The 21,839-nt window shown below is 63.2% G+C and carries 16 protein-coding genes and 1 tRNA gene; 7 read left to right on the forward strand and 10 right to left on the reverse strand.

Annotated elements, in window-relative coordinates:
• Positions 1-168: 168 nt before the first annotated feature.
• Positions 169-588, reverse strand: a complete 420-nt coding sequence (locus ACJJV2_RS14695) for a DUF1499 domain-containing protein (RefSeq protein ID WP_043333122.1) — start codon at positions 586-588, stop codon at positions 169-171.
• Between the two features lie 403 nt (positions 589-991).
• Here ACJJV2_RS14695 and ACJJV2_RS14700 point away from each other — a divergent pair, with 403 nt between their 5' ends.
• Both ACJJV2_RS14700 and ACJJV2_RS14705 read left to right on the forward strand, forming a co-directional pair.
• Positions 992-2,410 carry an exonuclease SbcCD subunit D C-terminal domain-containing protein gene (locus ACJJV2_RS14700; protein ID WP_405281942.1) on the forward strand — a complete coding sequence of 473 codons (1,419 nt, stop codon included), beginning with the start codon at positions 992-994 and terminating at the stop codon, positions 2,408-2,410.
• On the forward strand, positions 2,407-5,997 hold the full coding sequence (locus ACJJV2_RS14705) for an AAA family ATPase (RefSeq protein WP_405281944.1): 3,591 nt from the start codon (positions 2,407-2,409) through the stop codon (positions 5,995-5,997). Before ACJJV2_RS14700 ends, ACJJV2_RS14705 begins: the two co-directional genes overlap by 4 nt.
• 6 nt (positions 5,998-6,003) lie before the next feature.
• On the opposite strand, the gene ACJJV2_RS14710 is transcribed toward ACJJV2_RS14705, so the two are convergent.
• From ACJJV2_RS14710 to ACJJV2_RS14720, 3 genes are all read right to left on the reverse strand, one after another.
• The gene (locus ACJJV2_RS14710; protein WP_405281946.1) at positions 6,004-6,759 is read right to left on the reverse strand and encodes an endonuclease V; all 756 of its coding nucleotides are present in this window, start codon (positions 6,757-6,759) and stop codon (positions 6,004-6,006) included.
• A 53-nt stretch (positions 6,760-6,812) separates the two neighbouring features.
• Positions 6,813-7,385 (reverse strand): hypothetical protein, encoded by a 573-nt coding sequence (locus tag ACJJV2_RS14715; protein WP_405281948.1) that lies wholly within the window; start codon positions 7,383-7,385, stop codon positions 6,813-6,815.
• A 205-nt stretch (positions 7,386-7,590) separates the two neighbouring features.
• The gene (locus ACJJV2_RS14720; protein ID WP_043333127.1) at positions 7,591-9,297 is read right to left on the reverse strand and encodes a DEAD/DEAH box helicase; all 1,707 of its coding nucleotides are present in this window, start codon (positions 9,295-9,297) and stop codon (positions 7,591-7,593) included.
• A 591-nt stretch (positions 9,298-9,888) separates the two neighbouring features.
• Here ACJJV2_RS14720 and ACJJV2_RS14725 point away from each other — a divergent pair.
• Entirely contained in the window at positions 9,889-10,410 is a 522-nt protein-coding gene (locus ACJJV2_RS14725) for a YaiI/YqxD family protein (RefSeq protein WP_084589335.1), read from the forward strand.
• 86 nt (positions 10,411-10,496) lie between these two features.
• On the opposite strand, the gene ACJJV2_RS14730 is transcribed toward ACJJV2_RS14725, so the two are convergent.
• Both ACJJV2_RS14730 and ACJJV2_RS14735 read right to left on the reverse strand, forming a co-directional pair.
• On the reverse strand, positions 10,497-11,507 hold the full coding sequence (locus tag ACJJV2_RS14730; RefSeq protein ID WP_405281951.1) for a glutathione S-transferase family protein: 1,011 nt from the start codon (positions 11,505-11,507) through the stop codon (positions 10,497-10,499).
• A 157-nt stretch (positions 11,508-11,664) separates the two neighbouring features.
• A complete protein-coding gene (locus ACJJV2_RS14735; RefSeq protein WP_284892618.1) occupies positions 11,665-12,570 on the reverse strand; it encodes a LysR family transcriptional regulator in 906 nt (301 codons plus the stop codon).
• 508 nt (positions 12,571-13,078) lie between these two features.
• On the opposite strand from ACJJV2_RS14735, the gene ACJJV2_RS14740 reads away from it, so the two are divergent.
• A complete protein-coding gene (locus ACJJV2_RS14740) occupies positions 13,079-14,692 on the forward strand; it encodes a peptidoglycan DD-metalloendopeptidase family protein (protein ID WP_405281953.1) in 1,614 nt (537 codons plus the stop codon).
• Between the two features lie 133 nt (positions 14,693-14,825).
• Here the strand turns inward: ACJJV2_RS14740 and ACJJV2_RS14745 are convergent, their stop codons facing one another.
• From ACJJV2_RS14745 to ACJJV2_RS14755, 3 genes are all read right to left on the reverse strand, one after another.
• The gene (locus ACJJV2_RS14745) at positions 14,826-15,053 is read right to left on the reverse strand and encodes a hypothetical protein (RefSeq protein WP_405281955.1); all 228 of its coding nucleotides are present in this window, start codon (positions 15,051-15,053) and stop codon (positions 14,826-14,828) included.
• 236 nt (positions 15,054-15,289) lie between these two features.
• Positions 15,290-15,604, reverse strand: coding sequence for a hypothetical protein (locus ACJJV2_RS14750; RefSeq protein ID WP_405281957.1), 315 nt, complete (start codon positions 15,602-15,604; stop codon positions 15,290-15,292).
• 643 nt (positions 15,605-16,247) lie between these two features.
• Positions 16,248-16,658 carry a hypothetical protein gene (locus tag ACJJV2_RS14755; RefSeq protein ID WP_405281958.1) on the reverse strand — a complete coding sequence of 137 codons (411 nt, stop codon included), beginning with the start codon at positions 16,656-16,658 and terminating at the stop codon, positions 16,248-16,250.
• Between the two features lie 668 nt (positions 16,659-17,326).
• Between ACJJV2_RS14755 and ACJJV2_RS14760 the strand changes: the two genes are divergently transcribed.
• Positions 17,327-17,884, forward strand: coding sequence for a PRC-barrel domain-containing protein (locus ACJJV2_RS14760; protein WP_405281960.1), 558 nt, complete (start codon positions 17,327-17,329; stop codon positions 17,882-17,884).
• 272 nt (positions 17,885-18,156) lie between these two features.
• Here ACJJV2_RS14760 and ACJJV2_RS14765 read toward each other — a convergent pair.
• Positions 18,157-18,233, reverse strand: a tRNA-Ile gene (locus tag ACJJV2_RS14765).
• Between the two features lie 251 nt (positions 18,234-18,484).
• Between ACJJV2_RS14765 and ACJJV2_RS14770 the strand changes: the two genes are divergently transcribed.
• Both ACJJV2_RS14770 and ACJJV2_RS14775 read left to right on the forward strand, forming a co-directional pair.
• Positions 18,485-19,189, forward strand: a complete 705-nt coding sequence (locus ACJJV2_RS14770; RefSeq protein WP_054555345.1) for a hypothetical protein — start codon at positions 18,485-18,487, stop codon at positions 19,187-19,189.
• Between the two features lie 302 nt (positions 19,190-19,491).
• Entirely contained in the window at positions 19,492-21,624 is a 2,133-nt protein-coding gene (locus ACJJV2_RS14775) for a TonB-dependent siderophore receptor (protein ID WP_240548683.1), read from the forward strand.
• The last annotated feature ends 215 nt before the right edge of the window (positions 21,625-21,839 follow it).

Below are 21,839 nucleotides of genomic sequence, written 5' to 3' on the forward strand. Positions count from 1 at the left end.
AAGAGTTGGCATGAAAAACCCCGGCGCCTCGAGAAGGCGGACCGGGGTGGTGATCGTCATCCTGTGCAGTTCAAGCAATGAGGGACGTGGTGGGTGTCATGCAGTGAGTCATCTTCTCTCGCCTGCCGGGCGACGCCCGAGGCTCAGGTTCAGGTTCATCGACAAGCGTCAGCTGCAGTAGCCCCAGCCTTCCAGGCGCTGGCGAATGTCCTCGACCCGCTGGCGGTTCTTGCCGAGATCGGAATGCCCTCTGCGCGAGACGCTGCGCACATGGCAGACCCCCTCCTCTTCATTGCAGACGATTTCCACATCATCGACGAAGCCCAGCACGGGGGTGTGGAACTCGGCGTGCAGATAGCCGCCATCTTCGCTGACGATTTCAGCATGACCCATCGATTCTATGATGCCGTGCAACTTCTCCATCGCACTGACGCAGCAATCCTGCGGCATCGGGAGTGGCGCGACATAATGCTTGCTGTCAGTGGCCTGGGAACTGACCCCGTTGGGGGTGCTGGGAGCCGGAGCCAGCATGCCATCATGCAGGCCGAGATTGTCGGGACGAGGTGAAGCAAAAAGACCTTGGCGCATTTCGAATCCTTCCTGTCATCTCTGGGCGTCGGTAACAGCATCCTCTGTCACCAGCCTGATTGTTATCCAAGTCAGCTTGAAGACGTTGCGAAGACTGTGCGCAAGAAAGCCCCGTGCGGGCTTCTCCGCTGATGTGATTCGCTTGAGGCAACTCCCACACGCTGCCATCGCGTGGGTTTGTCGGTGAATGACAAGGGCCTCGACTTTCAGCGTAGCGACTTTTGTCGATTTTGCCCGTGGAAGGCCTTGATCCAGATCATCTGCCTGATAATGCGCCGCACCTTGAGCGGCTTGAGGCCGCGCCCTCTTCCGCCCCAGCGAAGCCAGACCGTACACTGGGCAGCATTTCACCCGGCCCGGCTTGCCCCAGCCGCCGGCCAGACGACTTCGCAAGGACCCCATCGTGAGCTTCCGCTTTCTGCACACTTCCGACTGGCATCTCGGCCAGAGCTTTCACGGCCAGAGCCGTCACGTCGAGCATGCTGCCTTTCTCGACTGGCTGCTCGGGCAGCTCAAGACTCTGGCGCCGGATGCGCTGCTGATCGCCGGAGACCTGTTCGATGTGGTCAACCCGAGCCTGGCCGCCCAGGAACTGCTCTACGACTTCATCGTGCGCGCCCACGAGCAGGACGCGGCGCTGGAGATCGTGATGATCGCCGGCAATCACGATTCCGGCTCGCGCATCGAGCTGCCGGCCGCGTTGTTGGCACGTCTCAAGACCCATGCGCTGGGTCGCGTGCGCTGGGTGGATGACTCCGCCGACGGCGGCGATGCCCACAGTCTCGACTGCCAGCATCTGCTGGTGCCCCTGCATGATCGTGACGGCAAGCGCCGCGCCCTGTGTCTGGCGGTGCCCTTCCTGCGCCCGGCCGAGGTCACCGGCCTGAGCAGCGGCGAGCAAGCCGAGCAGGGAGGAGAAGCAGCAGGCAAGGCCGAACGCACCCGCAGCGAGGCCTACCGCGACGGCGTGGCCCGCGTGCACCAGCAGCTGGTCAGTGCTGCGCGCGCCGCCCGACAGCCCGGCGAGGCGCTGATCGCCATGGGCCATGCCCACATGCGTGACGGCGAGGTGTCCGAGAACAGCGAGCGCCCGATCCTGATGGGCGGCGAAGAGGCGCTCTCGACCAGCCTGTTCCCCGACGACATCGCCTATGTGGCACTGGGCCACCTGCATCGCCCGCAACGCGTAGGCGGCGAGGAGCGCATCCGCTATTGCGGCACGCCGCTGGCGATGGACTTCTCCGAGGTCGACTACGGTCACCGCATCCTCGATGTCACGCTCAACAATGAAAGCCTGGAGAAGGTCGAGGAGCATCGCGTGCCCTGCCATGTCGCGCTCACGCGCGTCGGGCCTGCGCCCCTGGCCGAGATCACCACCCAGCTCACGGCACTGGTCGCCGAGGCGCAGGCGGATCTCGAGCCGACACGCTGGCCGTGGCTGGAAGTGACCGTGCAGCTGGAAGCCCCACTGATCGACCTGCGCGCCCGTATCGAGGCACTGCTGGAAGGCGCGCCGCTGCGTCTGATCAAGCTGGTCACCCGCTACCCGGCACCCAGTGCCGAGCATCGCGCGCCGAAAGGCGTGAAGCTCGATGAGCTGGGGCCGATGGGGCTGTTCGAGCGTCACTATCGCGCCACCTATGACAGTGAGCCGGACCCGACGCTGATCGAGGATTTCGCCCAGCTGCTCGAGGAGGTCGAGGCCGCGCGCGAGACGCGCCTCGAAGGCGAGCCGACCACCCGGCCCGCTCGCAAGGCCGACAAGGCGGCTTCGATAGACAAGGCTGGCACGGCAGACAAGGCCAAAGGAGGTCAGGCATGAAGATTCTCGCCCTGCGCCTCGACAACCTGGCGTCGCTGGCCGGCGCACATGAAGTCGACTTCGAGAAGGCGCCGCTGTCCGATGCCGGCCTGTTCGCCATCACCGGTCCCACCGGGGCCGGCAAGAGCACGCTGCTCGATGCCCTGTGTCTGGCGCTCTATGGCACCACGCCGCGCCTGCGCCAGACGCCGAGTGGCGGCCAGCTGGAGGATGTCGGCGAGCATCAGTTGACGCTCAAGGACCCGCGCAGCCTGCTCCGGCGTGGCTGCGGCGAAGGCAAGGCCGAGGTGGATTTCATCGGCCGCGACGGCCTGCGCTATCGCGCCAGCTGGACGGTCAGCCGCGCGCGCGGCAAGCCCGGCGGGCGCCTGCAGAATGCCAAGCAACATCTCCAGCTGCTGCCCACCGGCGATGACACCCAGCCGGCTCAGACCCTCAACACCACCAGCAATGACGCCAAGGCGTTGATCATCGACAGGCTGGGGCTGAATTTCGAGCAGTTCACCCGCGCCGTACTGCTGGCGCAGAGCGAGTTCAGCGCCTTCCTGCGTGCCAATGACAATGAACGCTCGGAGTTGCTGGAGAAGCTGACCGATACCGGCCATTACTCCGAGATCTCGATGGCCGCCCATGAGCGCGAGCGCGCCGCCCGCGAGGCCGTCAATGAACTGGAGCGCAAGCTGGAGGGCCAGCTGCCGGCCAGCCCGCAGGAACGCCAGGCGCTCGAGGAGGAGGTCCGTCTGCGCCAGACGGCCATGACCCGGCTCAGCGAACAGCATGATGCGCTGACGGCCTATCACCAGTGGACCACCACGGCGGGCGAGCTCGAACAGGCGCTGCGTCAGGCGCAGCAGGAGCAGACCGAGGCCCACGCCGCCAGTGATGGGCTTTCCCGTCAGCGCGAGCAACTCAGCGCCCTGGAGGCCCTCGCGCCGATTCGCCCTGCCCTGCTGCGTCTCAAGGCGATCGCGCCGCAGCATGCGCAGCTGGTCACGCAACTGGCCCAGCTGGAGCAGCAGCTCGGCACTCTGTCGCCTAGGGTTGAGCAGGCCAGAGCCGCCAGGCACACCGCCGATGAACGCATGCAGCGCTGTGATACCTGGCGCGGCGAGCAACTGCCGAAGCTTGAAGAGGCACGTCAGGTGGCCTCGCGCCTTTCGCAACAACGCGAAGCACACGCCAGCCAGCAGAGTGAACAGCACCGCCTGCGCGACACGCTCGGCCAACATCAGCAGGAGCTGGAGGCACAGGATCGCCAGCGCCAGCAGCTGGAGCAACAACTCCAACAGCTGCAGGCGACGCTGGTCGACGAGTCCGGCCAGCCGCTGAGCGATGCCGAAGATTATCGTGACCAGCTGCAACGTCAGCGCGATGCACTACTGGAGCTCAAGCCCGTACTCAGCGAGCAGATCAGTGGTCTGGCCCGCCGTGATGAGGTGCAGCAGCGTCTTGTCGAGCTGGAGCAGCAACTGCCCCGACAGCAACAGGCGTTGCGGGATGTGGCTGCCCGGCAGGCGCAGGCATTGCAGGCCCGCGATCAGGCGCGTCACGAGGAAGACGCCGAGCGCCGCCAGCAGGAGCAAGAGCGTCTGGCGCGCAGCGACAACGTGATGGCGCTGCGCCGCGGGCTGGTCCAGGGCGAGGAGTGCCCGGTGTGCGGCAGCCACGAGCACCCCGCCGCCGGCCAGGCCGCACCGGCCGAGGCGCTGATCGCTCAGCTGGAGCAGCAGGCTCGCGAGCGCCTTGACCAGCGCCGCCAGGCCACGGCTACCGCGCAGCAAGCCATGGAGACGGCCGGTCACGAGCACGCCCGCCTCGAGCAGCAGCTCGGCTATCTGCAGCAGGAACAGACCCAGCTGCACACGGAGCTGCAACGCCTGCAGCAGCAGGCGCAGAGCTGCCAGACGAATCTGACCGACCTTCTGGCCCGGCACTCGCTGTCAGAGCAACCCCAGCTTGCCCCCTTGCCGCAGCTGCCGGCTGCCCACGCACTGCAACTGATCGAGCAGCGCCTTGGGGAACTGGACGCCCGCCAGAACACACTGGTGACGACACTGCGTCAGCTGACGCCGCTGCGTGAGCAACGCCAGGCACTGGCAACACGCCATGCCACGCTGACGACGCAATGCCAGCATGGCGAAGCACAGCTTCAGCAGTGCGAGACGCACATCACTGCGCTGGCGCGCGAGATCGAGCAACTCAGCGCCACGCTTGCCCAGCAGCTGAGCGCAGACCCCAAGCGGCAGCATGCCAGCGTGAGCGACTGGTCCGACTGGATCGAGTCGCTGACCACTCGGATGCGCAACGAGCAAGAGGATGCGCGGCAGGCACTGCAGGAATTGAGCGACCAGCAACAGCAGCTGACGCAGCAGCAGGCCAACCTGCAGCAACGCCAGACGGAGCTGCGCGAGGAGCAAGACTCGCTCGACCGCGAACGCGTGCATTGGCAGGCCGCGAATCCCGGCCTGGATGACGCGCGCATCGCGGAGTTGCTGGCCGTCGAGGATCACGAGCTGCAGGCACTGCGCCAGCAACTGCGCAGCGCCCACGAGCGCGTCGCACGCGCGGATGCCCTGTGTGATGAGCGCAATGCGCGTCAGCTCAAACACTGGCAGGCCGCTCGGACCTCCAGCTGGCAGGCAGCACTCGAACAGCTGGCAGCACTCGAGCAGCTGGCAGCGCCCGCCGTGGAGACGTCAGGAGCAGGTACCGCTGGAGAAGGTCCGGCGAGAGTAAGCACGGCGAGAGAAGGCACCGCAGGAGACGGAGCTTCAGGTACGGAAGAGACGGGCGTCATTCGCGCCCAGGCCCAGCAGGCCCTGGCGCTGCATGCTCGCTTGCAGGCCCATGTGCAACCCCCGCAAGAAGATGCCGCTGGTGCGCCGGAGGATGCGAAGCCACAGCCCGAGGAAGATACCCACGCGCTTGGCGAGGCGTTGGTCACTCTGATCGCGGCGCTCAAGACACCCCTCACTGCCGTGCGCGAGGCCCATCAATCGGCGCAGGCGGCGATACTCAATGATGATCAGCGACGCAGCGGCAGCGCCGAACTTGGCGAGCAGCTGGCCCGCGCCCGCGCAGTCCATGAACGCTGGGGCGCGCTGTCGGAGCTGATCGGCAGTGCCGGTGGTGCCAAGTTCCGCACCATCGCCCAGGCCTTCAACCTCGAGCGCCTGATCGAGCATGCCAATCTGCATCTGGCCAATCTGGTTCGTCGCTATCGTCTGGCGCGCGGCGCCAGCCCGCTGGGACTGGTGGTGGTGGATACCGAGATGGGTGACGAGCTGCGCAGCGTGCATTCGCTGTCTGGCGGCGAGACCTTCCTGGTCTCACTGGCGCTGGCGCTGGGCCTGGCGGGCATGGCCTCCGGTGAGCTGCGCATCGAATCGCTGTTCATCGATGAAGGCTTCGGTAGCCTCGACCCGGATTCGCTGGCCCTGGCGATGGAGGCGCTGGATGGCCTGCAGGCCAGCGGCCGGCGCGTCGGGGTCATCTCGCATGTGGCCGAGATGCATGAACGCATTCCGGTGCGTATCGCGGTGCGCCCCTCGGGCAACGGCCAGAGCCGACTGGAGATTGAGGGCTGACTGTCGCTAGGCATTACGTAGCCGCTTGAGGCGCCGGCTGGCGAGCTGGTCCGCCAGTCGGGTCGGCTCGGGCAGCTTGGTCTTGCCCAGACAGTGCAGGGTCATCGCCAGCGCCGTGTCCAGGTTCATGCGCTGGCCCGGCGAGACGAACACCGGCTTGACCTTCGCGCGCGAGCGCAGCACGGCGCCCAGCTGGCTGCGCTGTTCGCGTTTGGGCAGCTCGCTATTCTCGATGATGCCGAGCTCGCCATCCGCCTCACGCACGCGATCGGTCAGCGCGACCCAGTCGCCGCGCTCATCGCCCGGTTCGCCATGCTTGCCACACAGACGCTTCTTGGCCACGCCGAAGGATGGCAGGTCACACCACAGGCCGAGATGCGCCGCCACGCCCAGGCGGCGCGGGTGCGCGATGCCATGGCCGTCCACCATCAGGCATTCGGGCGCACGCTCCAGCGATTCGAGGGCGGCGATGGCGGCGGGCAGCTCCCGAAACGACAGCAAGCCCGGAATATACGGCATGCGTGTCGGCTGACGGATCAGCTGCTGCTCGAGGGGCTCCAGCGTCGCCAGATCCAACGTCACCACCGCCGCGCGTGTCACCTCGCCCTCATCCTCGAAACCGATATCGACACCGGTGATGGTCGCTGGCCACTCGCCGGGGCTTGCTCCCCAGGGCGGTGTCAGCGTCAGTCGAGTGGCCATTTCGCGTTGCTTGGCAACGGCGGCGGCAGGGTCGAGATTCCAATCGTGCAGTGCTGTCATCCACTCACTCATGCATTCCCTCTCGGTGGTTGCGGGTCTCTCTCCACCAGATGCTATCGATCGCCCTCACCTTCAAGCTGCTTGCCCAGTGAACGCAGCACCTCCGCCGCCTGATTGCGGAAGGTGTCCAGCCCGTTGCCGACCTCCCCCATGCTGCGTTCCAGCTGGCGTGACAGGCGATTGGAAAGCGGCTGGTCCGCACGGGCCATCAGCTGCTCCGGCGTAATGTCGAGCACCAGGCGGTAACGGATGTCGCCGGGCGCCGCGGCCGCCAGCGGGTCACTGACCGCCTCACGGGTGAAGCGCGCGAAGTCGATGCTGGCCGCCTTGTCACCGCCGTCAGGGCGAATCAGCAGGCGATGGATCTGACCACGCGTATCGCTGAGCACATCCTCGACCTTGCCCAGCGCCTCGCCCTGCGGTGAGACCACCGGCGCCAGACGCAGGGCCTCCAGCGAGACCAGCGGGACGCGAATCTCCGGCGTGGCGCTGCTGGCGGGCATGCCGGATTCGGCGTGGGCCGCACTGAGTGGCAGCCAGGGGGTCGCCAGCAGAGCGCACAGCAACAGCTGGCGGGCAGGCGTGGCCTGCAGGCCACGGCGCAAGGCATCGAGTGAAGAGATCATGTGGGCATCCTCGGGAAATGATGAGCGGTGGAGCTATGATGAGCGGTGGAGCTACGATGAGCGGTGGACCTATGCCAGCACAGGATACCAGCCCCGGTGACGCCTTTCGTCCAGGCACAAAAAAACCGGCACCTCGTGAGAGGTACCGGTCTTTTCAGAAGCCGTGGCCAGCACTGCGATCAGTGCCGACCCGACTCAGGCCTGATCAGGCGCGACGACGGTCGTCGTTGCCACCTTCACGGCGCTGCGGACGAGCGCCCGCACCGTCTTCTGCCAGTTCCAGCGGGCGGCCAGCGACGCGAGCACGCGCCATCTTGGACACGATGCTGGTCGGCAGACCGCTCGGCAGTTCCACGACACTGTGCGTGTTGCGGATGTCGATGCGACCGATGCGTGAACCTTCGATGCCGCCTTCGTTGGCGAGAGCGCCAACCAGCTGGCCCGGCTTGACGCCGTCACGATGGCCGACGGCCACACGGTAGAGCTTCATGCCTTCACGCGCGACCGGCGCGGAGTTGCGACGCTCACCGCGTTCCGGACGCTCGGTGCGCTCACCGCGCTCGGAACGCTCGTTGCGACGCGCACCCGGCTTCGGCAGAGACTGGATCGGCGTCTCTTCGGCGCGAGCCATCTTGACGAAGACAGCGGCCAGCTCGACCGGATCGTGACCTTCTTCGACCAGGCTCTGGACCAGAGCGCGGTGACCGTTGGAGCTGCTGCCCAGGGCTTCGACGACGCGAGCACGGAAGGCGGCGTCACGGTGACCACGGATCTCTTCTTCGCTCGGCAGCTGGCGTTCAGTGATGCGCTGGCCCAGGGCCTGCTCCATCCAGCGAACCTTGCGCATTTCGCGACCGCTGACGAAGGTGATGGCGCGACCTTCACGACCGGCACGGCCAGTACGGCCAGTACGGTGGACGAAGGATTCGCTGTCACCCGGCAGGTCGTAGTTGAAGACGTGGGTGATACGCGCCACGTCCAGACCACGAGCGGCGACGTCGGTCGCGACCAGCACGTCGACCTTGCCACGCTTCAGGCGAGTCACGGTGCGCTCGCGCAGGGACTGGTCCAGATCACCGGACAGCGCTGCCGCGGAGATACCGCGAGCGATCAGCTGTTCGACGACTGTGGTACAGGCGGCACGAGTACGCACGAAGACGATGGCCGCATCGACGGTCTCGACTTCCAGCAGACGGGACAGCGCTTCGAGCTTGGCGCCGCCTTCGACACGCACCATCATCTGTTCGATGGTGGAAGCGGTACGCGATTCGGACTTGATGGCAACCTTGACCGGATCAACCAGGTAGCGGTTGACGATACGCTCGATCTCGGTCGGCAGCGTTGCGGAGAAGAAGACGCGCTGCGCTTCCTTCGGGGTATCGGCGACGACGCGCTTGACGTCATCGATGAAGCCCATGCGCAGCATCTCATCGGCTTCATCCAGCACGAGGGCTTTCAGGCCGTTCAGGTTCAGGCTCTTGCGGTCCAGGTGGTCGATGACACGACCCGGGGTGCCGACGACGATCTGCGCGCCGCTCTTGAGGCTACGCATCTGCTCGCGGTAGTCCTGACCACCGCAGAGAGTGGCCACTTCCAGGCCACGCATGAACTGACCGTAACGTGTGAAGTTGACGGCGACCTGTTGGGCCAGCTCACGGGTCGGGGCCAGCACGAGAACCTGCGGTTCACGGCGGTCGAGGTCCAGACGGGTCAACAGCGGGAGTGCAAAGGCAGCGGTCTTGCCGGTACCCGTCTGTGCCTGGCCGATCATGTCACGGCCTTCGAGCAGACTCGGGATGGTCTGAGCCTGGATCGGGGACGGAGTTTCGTAGCCCAGCTTCTCGAGAGAGGTCAGGACGGCAGGCAGCAGGGCAAGATCGCTGAAGCGATCGACGACGGAAGTCGTGGTCATGTATATCTCACACCTAAATGGCTACAAGTAAGGCTTGCAGCTGAAGAATGGGTCGGGTTGAACCGACACGAAGCGTAAGGGCTCCGTCTGGCGATGCAGTCAGGCACGAGGCGCTGGCATCATCAGAAAAAACGTACGAGTGCTGGACGTCTTGGCATGGACGGGCCCGGGTTGCTCTGAAGGTGGACGCAATTCCACTTTCAGGCACAACGCTGCGGCGACCGTACAGCAACCAGAGGCTCTTCTACTCAGAGTCTCGGGGCGCTCCATCATGCACACTGTGGACAGGGACGGGTCTTGCATCGCGGCGGCCGGACATCGATCGAATCGAGGGGTCACGGATGGCTGGGGCAAGCTACGCCACGCGGTCCGGGAGGCGCGAAATTTCCGTCTGAAGGCCTGTCAATAAAGGCGATCACCGGCTTCGGCTACTCAGGATGGTGGGTCACTACATGCGAGGAGCTGGCATTCTAGCAGCCTCTCACGCATTCTGCATCCTTTCTTTTGACCTTGGTCGCAGGCCGCCCGCCCTCGGGCAGGCATGCGCCCCGCCATCACGACTCGCTGAACAGCCACCTGACAGGAGCCTGCATGACTGACGCGCAAGACCATGACGCCCCCTCTCCACAACATCCCGCCGAGCATGTCACCACGCTGTGGGTCGACGCCGATGCCTGTCCGCGCGCCGCGCGTGACATCCTGGTGCGCGCGGCGGAACGCACCGCGACCCCCACCTGGTTCGTCGCCAATCATCAGGTGCCGCTGCCGCGCTCGATGCACGTCAAGGCGCTGTCGGTCCCACAAGGGGCAGATGCTGCCGATCAGTTGATCGTCGAGCGCGCCCACCCCGGTGACATGGTGATCACCTCCGACCTGCCGCTGGCGTTGGAAGCGATCGAGAAAGGCGCGCTGGTGATGACGACCCGCGGCGAGGCGCTGGATAGCAACAACATTCGCGCCAAGGTGCAGATGCGCGATTTCATGGAGAGCATGCGCTCCAGCGGCGAGCACACCGGCGGCCCGTCCGCCTATGGCCAGCGCGAGCAACGCGACTTCGGCAATGCGCTGGACCGCTGGCTGGCCAAGATCAGACGCCCGACACCGCGCGCCTGACCCAACCACCGCTGCTCGTCATCAACTCGGGCGCCACCAGCTCGGCCGCGATCAACTCGGGCGCCATCAACTCAGACTTCAAGACCTCAGGCGTGGCGACGAATGCCCTGGCCCGGCAGACGCTCGCGGTCATGGGACGCGTCGAGCGCCAGGCTCGGGCCGACCGGCACGATAGCGGTGGGATTGATGGTCTGCTGACTGGCGTAATAGTGGGTCTTGATATGCGCAAGATCACAGGTCTCGGCGATGCCCGGCCACTGATACAGCTCGCGCAGATAGTGCGAGAGATTGGGATAGTCGGCGATACGGCGCTGATTGCACTTGAAGTGTCCGAAGTAGACGGCATCGAAGCGGATCAGGGTGGTGAACAGGCGGATGTCGGCTTCGGTCAGCCATTCACCGGTGAGATAGCGCGAGTCGGCCAGCCGGCGCTCCAGTGAATCCAGGCACTCGAACAGCGCCGTGAAGTGACGCTCGTAGACCTCCTGCCGCGTGGCGAAGCCGGTCTTGTAGACGCCATTGTTGACCTTGTCATAGACCTCGGCATTGAGGGCATCGATCTCGCCGCGCAGGTCTTCGGGATAGAAATCCAGATCATTGCCGGTCAGCGAATCGAAGGCGTCATTGAAGATGCGCACCAGTTCCGCCGACTCGTTGTTGACGATGCGACCGGTCTGCTTGTCCCACAGCGCCGGCACGGTGACACGGCCGGTGTAGTGCGGGTCAGTCAGGGTGTAGAGCTGGTGGTGATAGCGCACGCCATTGATCGGGTCACCGTTGGAGCCTTCTTCCTCAAGATAGCTCCAGCCATGTTCGAGCATCAATGGGCTAGTGTAGGACATGCCGACCAGCGGCTTGAGTCCCTTGAGAGAGCGCATGATCAGCGCGCGGTGCGCCCAGGGGCAGGCCAGCGAGACGTAGAGATGGAAGCGGTCTGCACTGGCGGGCACGGCCGCTTGTCCCTGCGGCCCTTCGAGCGGGGCATCGGGCGCCACGACCCAATCCCTGAGCCGCGCGCTCTCGCGCTTGAATTCACCGCCGGTGCTGTCGGTGTCATACCAGCGATCCTGCCACTTGCCGTCGACCAGTAAGCCCATCTTGCACGCTCCTTATATGGCTTGAGGGGATGCCACCAGCCTAAGAGCCGAGCGCGACAGCGCAAGCGAATTCACTGCGTGGCAACGATCGAGTTTCTCGAACGATCACGCCGCGCGCTCTTCTCAAGCCCTCACGCTTTTCAGACCCTATACGCTTTCAGGAGCGCCGCTCGCTTGCCTCCTGCTCGACGGCAGCGTGCAGCTGCGCCTTCATCGCCCGGACGGCAGGGCCCGCGCGATCATCGTCCGGCAGATAGAGCATCAGCGACACTTCGCGTTCGCCGCCATTGGCCAGCGGCAGTGGCAGCAGCCGCCCTCGGGCCAGGGCCTCGCTCATGCGGGTACGGGGCAGCCAGGCGAAGCCCAGCCCGCGTTCGGCAAGATCGACTGACGTGGCCAGGTGGCTCACCGTCCAGCGCGCCTCGGCCTTGAGCCAGCCGGCATCCATGCCGCTGGAACGACTGCTGTCGCGTACCACCAGCTGGCGATGCTGCACGAGATCACGCAGATCCAGCGGCCGCCCGAGGGCGTGCAGCGGGTGCCCCGGCGCCGCCACGGCGATGAAGGTTTCACGCAGCAACGGGGTGCCGAGATGGCCATCCAGCATCAGACCGCTGATCAACAGGTCCGCTTCCTTCTCCTCGAACAGCTCGCGCCCGCCGGTCAGCGTCGTCTCGTGCAGCTGGACACGCACCTGAGGGTAGGCCGTCGAGAAGGCTTCCAGCGCCCGTGCCAGCACATCCGGCGGAAACAGCTGATCCACCGCGATGGCGATCTCGCTCTCCATGCCCGCCGACAGCGCATCGGCCACATCCTCGAGTGCCCGCGCATTCTCGATCAGCTGACGCGCCCGGCGCAGCAGCAATTCACCCGCCTCGGTCAGCCGGACATTGCGCCCGACCGGCTCCAGCACCTGCACGCCCAGCAAGGCCTCGAGGCGATGCACGGCGTGATTCAGGGTCGAGGGGCTCTTGTGGATCGCGGCCGCCGCGCGCGCGAAGCTGCCGTGGTCCACCACGGCAGCCAGCATCTGCCACTGAGCCAGTGTCACGCGTGACGACATCGGGATTCCTCTTGCGGGGCGTGCGGGAATGCACGGGGCAATCGTGACATGCCAGACGCAAAAAACCAGACATCTGATACTGCGACCCGAGGGGAGCAAAAGAGCATTCTGTGCTGTCAGACTCCCGACAACTGGTCGCAATCCTCGGACATCAGGTTGGCATCCTCTAAATGCAGGAGGCCAAGTACGCTATTTTGCGTAACTTTACAAAATTTAACACTAAGCAGAATTTACTGCCTGAACAGCGTTTCCTAAGCAAAAATGGCGCTATTTTCGCCAGACCTCATGTTGCCGGTACCGCCAATTGCACCGTCAATGATCTAAACAGGGTTGAATTACTCATACTGGACATGCGTCCAGCCTATCGAACGATGGGAACCTTGGTTAAGGTTCGAATGCCTCATTGTTGCCATCTTTTCATTTCACATAACTTTATCGGTCACATATGCTGCGAATCCTTCATTCGCTCCCTCGCGCGCACAAGTATCTTCTTTTACCTGTTGCCACCATGGTTACCGTGCTGGGTGCTCACAAGCTTCTCGAAACATTCGATGCTCCGAATGTCTCTACGGCCTCACAGTCCATCGCCATCGACCTGGCCAGTGCGAATTCCAGCACCCCGGCCAAGCTGCCGCTGGCGATTGCTGCCGCCGATGACACTCAGTCTCCCCTGAGCCCGGCACAGCTCGGCAATCAGACAGCGGCCAGCTCGGCCTCCGGTGATATTCCGCTGGCAGCGCTGACGCCCAGCGAGATAGTCGCCATCGATTTCGACATGCCGACGCTGCTGACGGATGCCAACTATCATCCCGACAATCAGACGGCAGGCCCGATCGTGGCACTGGCGCCGGCGGCGGTGAAGACCGCAGAAGCCGTCATCGGCACCGCGACCGATGAACAGGCCGGCGGCACCTCCTATGACGACCTCTCCGTCGACCCGGTCGAGCTCGGCGAAAGCCCGACGCTGCAGACCGAGCTGGCAGCCGAGGAAGTCTATGTGCCCGAGTGGCAGACCTATACCGTGCAGGCCGGCGACACCTTCGCCGTGATGGCGGAGCGCTCGCTGGGCCTTGGCTACAGCGAAACCACGCGCATCCTCAAGGCCCTGCCTGACAAACGTGCGCTGACGCATTGGCGCATCGGCGACAACTTCGATTACAAGCTGGATGAAGACGGCAACCTGCTGGCGTTGCGCATCATGAAGGACGCGCGTCGCGGCTTCATGGTCAAGCGTGAGGCCGGCGGTGAAAGCTTCAATGTCGCCAAGATCGAGAAGGCGACCCAGGCCACTCAGCGCATGTTCGCCGGTACGGTCAGTGGCAGCTTCTCCCTGTCGGCAGAAGCCACTGGCCTGGGCGTCTCGGAAGTCAGCCAGCTGACCCAGGTGCTGGGCAAGAAGATCGATTTCCGTCGCGATACGCGCAAGGGTGACAAGTTCCAGGTGCTGGTCGAGTCCGACATGATCGACGGTACCAGCATGGATTCCCGCATCCTCGCCGCACGCTATGAAGGTTCTCGCAAGTCACTGACCGTGGTGCGCAACAGCAGCGATGGCCGCTACTACACCCCTGATGGCAAGGGCCTCGACCCGGCCTTCAATCGCTACCCGCTGGCGCACAAGGCGCGCATCAGCTCGCCGTTCAACCTCAGCCGTCGCCACCCGGTGACCGGACGCATCAGCCCACACAAGGGCACTGACTTTGCGGTGCGTACCGGCACGCCGGTGCTTTCCACCGCGGATGGCGTCGTCGAGCTGGTCGGCAACCACCCGCTGGCCGGTCGCTATCTGGTGCTGCGCATGGACAACGGCTACAAGACCCGTTATCTGCACCTTTCACGCCCGCTGGTCAAGAAAGGCGAGCGCGTGACCATGGGTGAGAAGATCGCCCTGTCAGGCAACACCGGCCGTTCCACCGGCCCGCACCTGCACTATGAGGTGATGGTCAACAACCGCCAGGTCGATGCCATGCGCGTTCAACTGCCGAACAACAAGTCTCTGTCCGGCAAGGCGCTCGCCAACTTCAAGCGTCAGTCAGAGAACATGCTGGCCAAGCTGGAAGCCGCCGACAACACTGGCGCCATCGCCAAGGCCTCCACCCCGAGCCAGGGTGACGAGAGCTAGACGCGAACTCAGGCGCGGGCCCGCAAGCACAGGGCCTGCGCCTGACATGAAATGCGCCTGACAAAAGAAAAGGCCCCTCACCTCACGGTGGGGGGCCTTTTCTTTTGTCGGTGTCTCATTGCCAGAGATCAGGTCACTTCTTCATACCCTTGTTGGAGGCCTGCTCCAGCAGCTCTTCCGCTTCGCTGCTCGCGCCCTTTTCTCGCATCCTGGCCACATCGGCATACAGGCAGACGTAAGCACCGCAGGACGCACAGAACACCTTGTCATCGGGATTGTGGACCTGCGAGACGCGGACTCGCTGGCTGCCACAGTCCGGGCACGGCTTGGGAATACGCAGTTCCTCGGAAAGATCGGACATGAAGCATTCTCCTGTTCGGTGTCTGGGCCGCTCGCCTTGAGGCTGGTCGATTGGCGTCTCCCCAATACATGGGGCCACTCACACGGCATGCAACCCCGCTGGCGGGGAGTCGCTCGTCATTCGGCTCGAGCTACCTCACCGAGATACCTCACCCAGGCACTGCCAGGCACTGCGCTCAGACGCAAAGCCCCGGCACGGTGGCCGGGGCTTGAGGGGCAGACGCGAACAGACAGATGTCACGCAGCGCTGATGCTGCCGGCAAGCGACTCATGGCTGGTGGCGTGGCTTGCGGTGTTGGACATGCGCGCGACGGGGCGCTCCGGCACACGATGCTGGCAGTGTGACCTAGCGCCATCACGCGTCAGGCGGAACTCTTCCTGCAGCGCCATCTCACGTGCCGCCAGGCGAAAATCGCCCATTGAACACAACGCATGGCCGTTGGGGCACTTGAGGATGTGATCATCCGGCAGATCACGGGCAGGCCAATCCAGCGCTTCGTTGCATTCGGGACACTGAGGGCCATTACGGGTCGGGACTGATGAGGTAAACATGCGCGAACTCCTTTTCGACGCAAAAGATGACGATGTCATGACCAGATTCTCAGTACAGAAAACATCAAGACGTGGCTCGGTTTGCGTGCGCATGATGGAGACAGATAGCGACAGACTCCATTGCACTTTCGGTTAGATGCCACAATTTTATCGCTGGTCAGTCTCTGCGCTCACGACTGCGAAAGGTATCGCGCAGAGCGCGGAACACACTTCATGGCAGAGCGACCGGCAAGAGTCTGACAGCACTATCTTACAGTCTGATAACACCTCGCGAATGACGCAGATCAAACGCATACCAGATCAGGAGGTATCCGCCGCATCGTTCTTCAGACGGGCGTCAGACGGGCATTCATGGGCTTGAAGCCAAAAAAATCCCGGCCAAAGGCCGGGAAAACACTCTCAGGCAGAACAGGACCTAGCGCGGAAGCAACGCGGCTCGCCCCAGGTCGACCAGGACGCTGAACGGTCGTCAGCGGTATCACGGAAATATCGACTCCACCTGCAGTGCCAGAAATTCAGTTTCGCTGCCTTGGGCAACAAGCCCGCTACCAGGGCGAAACAGCGAATCCGACTGGCACTGAGGTAAAAATTATTGTGCGCCCTCACACGCACTGGCGAACACTGGACCTGACAGGCGCTTGCTTCAGGCCGAGACGTCCAGCTGCTGGACCACCTTCTGCGCCATCAGGGCCGGGTCAATCACAGCTCGCTTGCGGGCACTGACTTCAAGGCGATCACGCAACATGAACCAGACACCCAGAAACTCATCACATTCTGCACAACTGACGATGTCATCATCTGCCGGGGAATCTTCGAGGTGAACCCGGTTGCTGCCACAGCGTGAACACTCCATGGGAACCTTGCGTACTGTGTTCATCTCGATGCCCTCCATTGGATCCATGATGAAAACCTTGTGCTCGAAACCGGTGGAGCGGGCGGCATGACGATGTGAAAACTTGCTGCAACCTGACAAGGGATTGAAAAAGCGGCTCAGCGGCTCCATCAATGTTGTATCAGGGTGATCTCCTGCCCCGCCGCGCTTCGACAGTTGCAAAGTTAGACACTTCCAAAACCTTGTACAAGTTTTAACACGTATCAGAACGTATCTGTATAGCTAATGTAGACGCATTGGCAGGCGTTTTCGTGTGCGCTGATCAAGCGTTTACCTCTCCCCATGCGCCCGCTATAGCACGAGAGCGCCCCGCCAGAGCTGTGTAACACTTCGCTACAAAAAAGCCTCTTTTGACGTGCAAAAACAGCTTGCTCCACTCGCCAGGCAGCCAATCAGCGAGCAGAAAAAGCCTTGGACGAGCACTGATTGCGACATATCCACGTGCATCGCCTCGACTTCATGCTTGAACGGCGCGGGCCTTGGCATGCACGCAATCCTTCAGCACCTCATCTCTCTGCTCGCCCCCTCTACTCGAACCCTTCGTCAGAGCCCTGCTGACAGAGCACTTGCGGGCGGCCTGTTCGCGACAGTTATGGAGCACCAGAAAGCTCACTCTCTTGGCACGACGACATTGCCCCTTTACACCTTGCATATGACAGACAGAGGAATTCTCGTACAAGTTTTTCTTCCACCCCCTTGAAACTTGTCGGTCTCGTCAAGATCTCAGTGGGTAGGGTCATGGTTCTGGCGATTCATTTGCGCCACGAGCGAGAAGAAAGCGCTTGATGGACCGGACCAGAAGTACCGATTCAACACGCAAGGAGTACGGCATGAGCAATATGAACCGCAAACAGATTCTGGGTGCGATCACCGCGACCACGCTGCTGTCCACTACCAGCATGGCCATGGCTAGTCCGCAGGGGCTCTACTCCGCAGATGAGCTGATGGATGCCGATGTCTACCTGCAGAACGATGACAACAACGTGATCGGTGAAGTCGAGGACGTCCTGCTCGACGACAATATGCAGGTCGCCGCTCTGGTCGTCGAAAGCGATGACTCCATGGGACTGGACGAGAACCAGTACGTCGTGGAAACGGGCAAGTTCACCCTCGAGACCGAACAGGGCGATGATCTGGATGCCCTGGAATACCGCATCCACCTCGACATGGATGTGAGCGAGTTCGAGCAGCAGCCGAACTACACCACCGACTGGTGGCAAGACACGCGCAAGAGCGCCGCAGCGGCCTGGGATGAAACCAAGAACACCGCTGCCAGCGCCTGGCAGGACACTCGTCAGGCGACCGCCAATGCGCTGACCACCGCCGGCAATGCCATCAGCGGTGCCGCCAATGACACTGAGCAGGAAATGGAAGAAGAGACTCAGTGATAGCGACCCTGCAAGAGATCACCCGAACCGGATGATCCGCGCCAATGCAGAGGAAAACGCCTCATGCCCCACGGCATGGGGCGTTCGTGGTTCAGGACCACGAGAAATCACGCCATTGATGCACTGGTGGGGGGAAAGAAGGGAAACAAGAGAAAGAAAGAACAGCAAGAGAGGCCGAAGTGACAGGCACAAAAAAAGCCGCCATTGGCGACTTGTCGGGGCACTGGATCTTTTGAGCATCAGCTGAATGTAACCCCACTGGAAGGCATGCATGGTGGGCCCAGCAGGACTTGAACCTGCGACCAATCGATTATGAGTCGAGTGCTCTAACCAACTGAGCTATGGGCCCATGCAGCGCGCATATGATAGCGAAAGCATGAGCCTCGGGAAAGCCCGAAAACTCAACAACATAGCGATTTCCCCCTCCCGGCTGCGGCGCGAGATGTGCGTTGATCATCCCCGTCAGCCTGCGGCTGCGACGAGTGTCGCGAACCCTTGGAGCCGCCGCCTGTCCAATGTCCCATCTGCAGCATCGAATCTTTTCCAGGCGCTCATGGCGGGCCTCGCCCGATCAAGCCCCTGGCCATCAGGAGTCATGACATGTCATTGCCTTTCTCTCGCTGGACCCGCGCCCTGAGTCGCACGCTTGCGCGTCGCTCGACCGGCAAACCCGCCAGCCGCCTCACCGCCACAGCCGCCAAAAGCCGCTTCGGCGCCCCGATCAAGGCCGCGGCACTGGCCTTCGCCATGAGTGGCATCGGTGTCAGCCTGCCGACACAAGCCGCCTGGCAGCTGGTGCCCAATAGCAGCGGCGCCACCGCGACGCTGACCGCGCAGGGCAGCCAGGGCAATGTGGAGCACGTGCATCACCTCAATGGCCTGAGCGGCACCGTGGGAGATGACGGCAAGATGAGCATTCCCTTGAGCGTCGGCCAGACCGACCTGCTCGACAAGGTCGGCGAGCTGCCGCCGTGGCTGTCCGGCGTCAGCCAGATGCGCCTGGCCACGCTGACCCTGAATCTTGATCCGCTGGCCATCGCGGCGCTGGAGCCCGGTCAGACGACGCGCATGCAGGTGCCCTTCTCGGCAACCGATGGCAACCGCACCCACCGCGAGACCCTGCCACTGGAGGTCACCCGTCAGGATGCCACCCACCTGACCTTCATCAACGCCGACCCCATTTCACTGGACAGTGCAGAAGTCGCCAGGAATCAGGTCGGCAGCACCCTGCTCAACCTGCTGGGCTACGGCAAGCTGGTCGGCGACATTCCCGTCACGCTGCAGGGCGAGATGGTCGACCAGTAACCTTCAGCGCGACGCCGCCAGGCAAGCACGGCCACGTCGCGAGCACGTTCATCGAGTCATCAGAACCGCCCCACGGGGCGGTTTTTTTGTGCCGGTAGCAGTCGAGGATGACGGCCTGCGCCAGCCAGCGAGGGCGCGCATGACGGCGATGGTCAGCCCTCATGGCCCCACGACATAAGAGAATGATAAAAATAATTCTCATTCATGGTTCAGAAAGCTGTCATCTGAACGTCTACCCACAGGAGAGAACGACGAACAAGAATCATTCCTATATAAATCATTCCGGATGGAACACCGCGCTCATGAAAGACTCCGCCGCACATAAAGCCACTCGCTCCCTGCTGATGACCCTGCCCAGGCACCCTCTGGCACTGGCGATTGGCCTTGGCCTGCCCTTCGCCGGTCAGGCCATGGCGGCCGACCACCGTGAGTCTCAGGACGAGACCCTCGACACCATGACGGTGACCACCACAGCGGCTACCAAAACCGACACCGGCTATCTGGAAACCCCCCAGGCCGTCTCCACCATCACGCGCGACGATATCGACAAGCGCGCAGCCGAGACAGTCCAGCGTGCCGCGGACTACACGCCGGGCGTCTTCACCAACCAGATCGGTGCCTCCAACCGCTATGACTATCTGGTGCTGCGTGGCTTCTCCGATGGCAGTGTCAGCAACACCTTTCTGGATGGTCTGAAGCTGATGGGCGACTCGGGCTCCTACAGCTCGATGACCATCGACCCCTACTTCCTCGACAGCATCGAGGTGGTGAAAGGGCCATCTTCCGTCCTCTACGGTCGCTCCTCCCCGGGCGGTCTGGTCGCGATGCAGTCCAAGCGCCCCGAGTTCCAGGACTCCGGCCAGGTCCGCTTCACCGTCGGCGACGACAACGAACGCAGCGCGGCCTTCGACCTCACCGGCCCACTGGATGACGAGCAGCGCATCGCCTATCGCCTGACCGGCCTCGCCAGTGCCGAGGACACCCAGGTCGACTCCGTCGAGGAAGAGCGTTACGCCTTCTCGCCGCAGATCACCATGGACGTCACCGACGACACCACCGTCACTCTGATGGGCTACTTCCAGAAGGACCCGGAAGGCGGTTACCACTCCGGCCTGCCCTATGAAGGCACGGTGGTCAGCTACAACGGCACCAAGCTCGGCAACGACTTCTACGAAGGTGACGAGGACTACGAAGAGTTCGATCGCACCGAGCGCATGCTCGGTTACGATTTCGAGCACCGCTTCAATGACGCTGTCACTGCACGCCAGAAATTCCGCTATCTGCGCTCCGATGTGGACCTCGAGCAGGTCTACGCCTATGGCTGGGCCTCGGACACCGAGCTGACCCGCTACTACTCCGGCGGCGAAGAAAGCCTGCGCGCCTGGACCGTCGACAACCAGCTGGAAAGCCGCTTCTCCACCGGCGCCTTCGATCACACCCTGCTGTTCGGCGCCGACTATCAGACGCGCACCAATGACGTGGACTGGGAATACGGCACCGCCAGCACGCTGGATGTCTCCAGCAGCAGCGATGCCGATGTCTCCATCTATGCCACCGAGAACCAGAAGCGTGAACTGGACCAGACTGGTGTCTACCTGCAGGACCAGATCAGCTGGGGTCGCTGGAACCTGGCCGCCGGCCTGCGTCAGGACTGGGTCAACATCAAGAACACCGATCGTGACTACAACACCACCAGTGAGCTGAACGACAACGAGATGAGCGGCCGCATCGGCCTGATCTACGGCTTCGACAACGGCATCTCGCCCTATGTCAGCTACTCCACGTCCTTCTCGCCGAACTCCTACACCGATGAAGACGGCGACCTGCTCGACCCGACCACCGGCAAGCAGGTCGAGGTCGGCATGAAGTACCAGCCCAACGGCACGCGTGATCAGTACAGCGTCTCGCTGTTCCGCATCAATCAGGAAAACGTCGCCTCCAAGGACCCGGAAGACAGCTACTACACCGCCTACGGCGAGATCGAGTCCCAGGGCCTGGAGCTGGAAGCCCGCACTCAGGTGACCCGCGACTTCGCGCTGCAGGCCGGTTACAGCTACACCGACGTGACCTATGCCAAGGCGGAAGATGGCACCGAAGGCAACGATGCCAACCAGGTGCCCAAGCACCAGGTCAGCGTCTGGGGTGACTACGCCTTCAATGAAGGCCCGCTCACGGGGCTGAATGCCGGCCTCGGCGTGCGCTACTACGCCGACATGTGGGCGGATTCCGAGAACACCGAGAAGGTGCCGAACTACGCGCTGGTCGATGCCCTGGTCGGCTACGACCTGAGCCAGATCGGCTGGAGCGGCACCAGCGTGCAGCTCAACGTCAGCAACCTGTTCGACAAGGAATACATCGCGTCCTGCTACAACACCAGCTTCTGCTACTACGGTGCCGAGCGCAGCATGACCGCGACACTGACCTATGATTTCTGATTTCGAAAACTCCGCAGTCCGTCGATTCTGAATCGACCCGCACGACCCGCCGGCGGCAAGGATGTCGCCGGCACCATCGCCCTGAACCACTCATCGTCTGATAGCTCTGGCGTGTCCAGCACATGACACCGGGATTGCCGGCCACCGGGATTGCCGGCCGCCGGGATTGCCGGCCACCGGGATTGCCGGCCACCGAGATTGCCCGACACAGGGGT

The sequence above is a fragment of the Cobetia sp. Ld8 genome (genome assembly GCF_045066615.1).
Taxonomy (GTDB): Bacteria; Pseudomonadota; Gammaproteobacteria; order Pseudomonadales; family Halomonadaceae; genus Cobetia; species Cobetia amphilecti.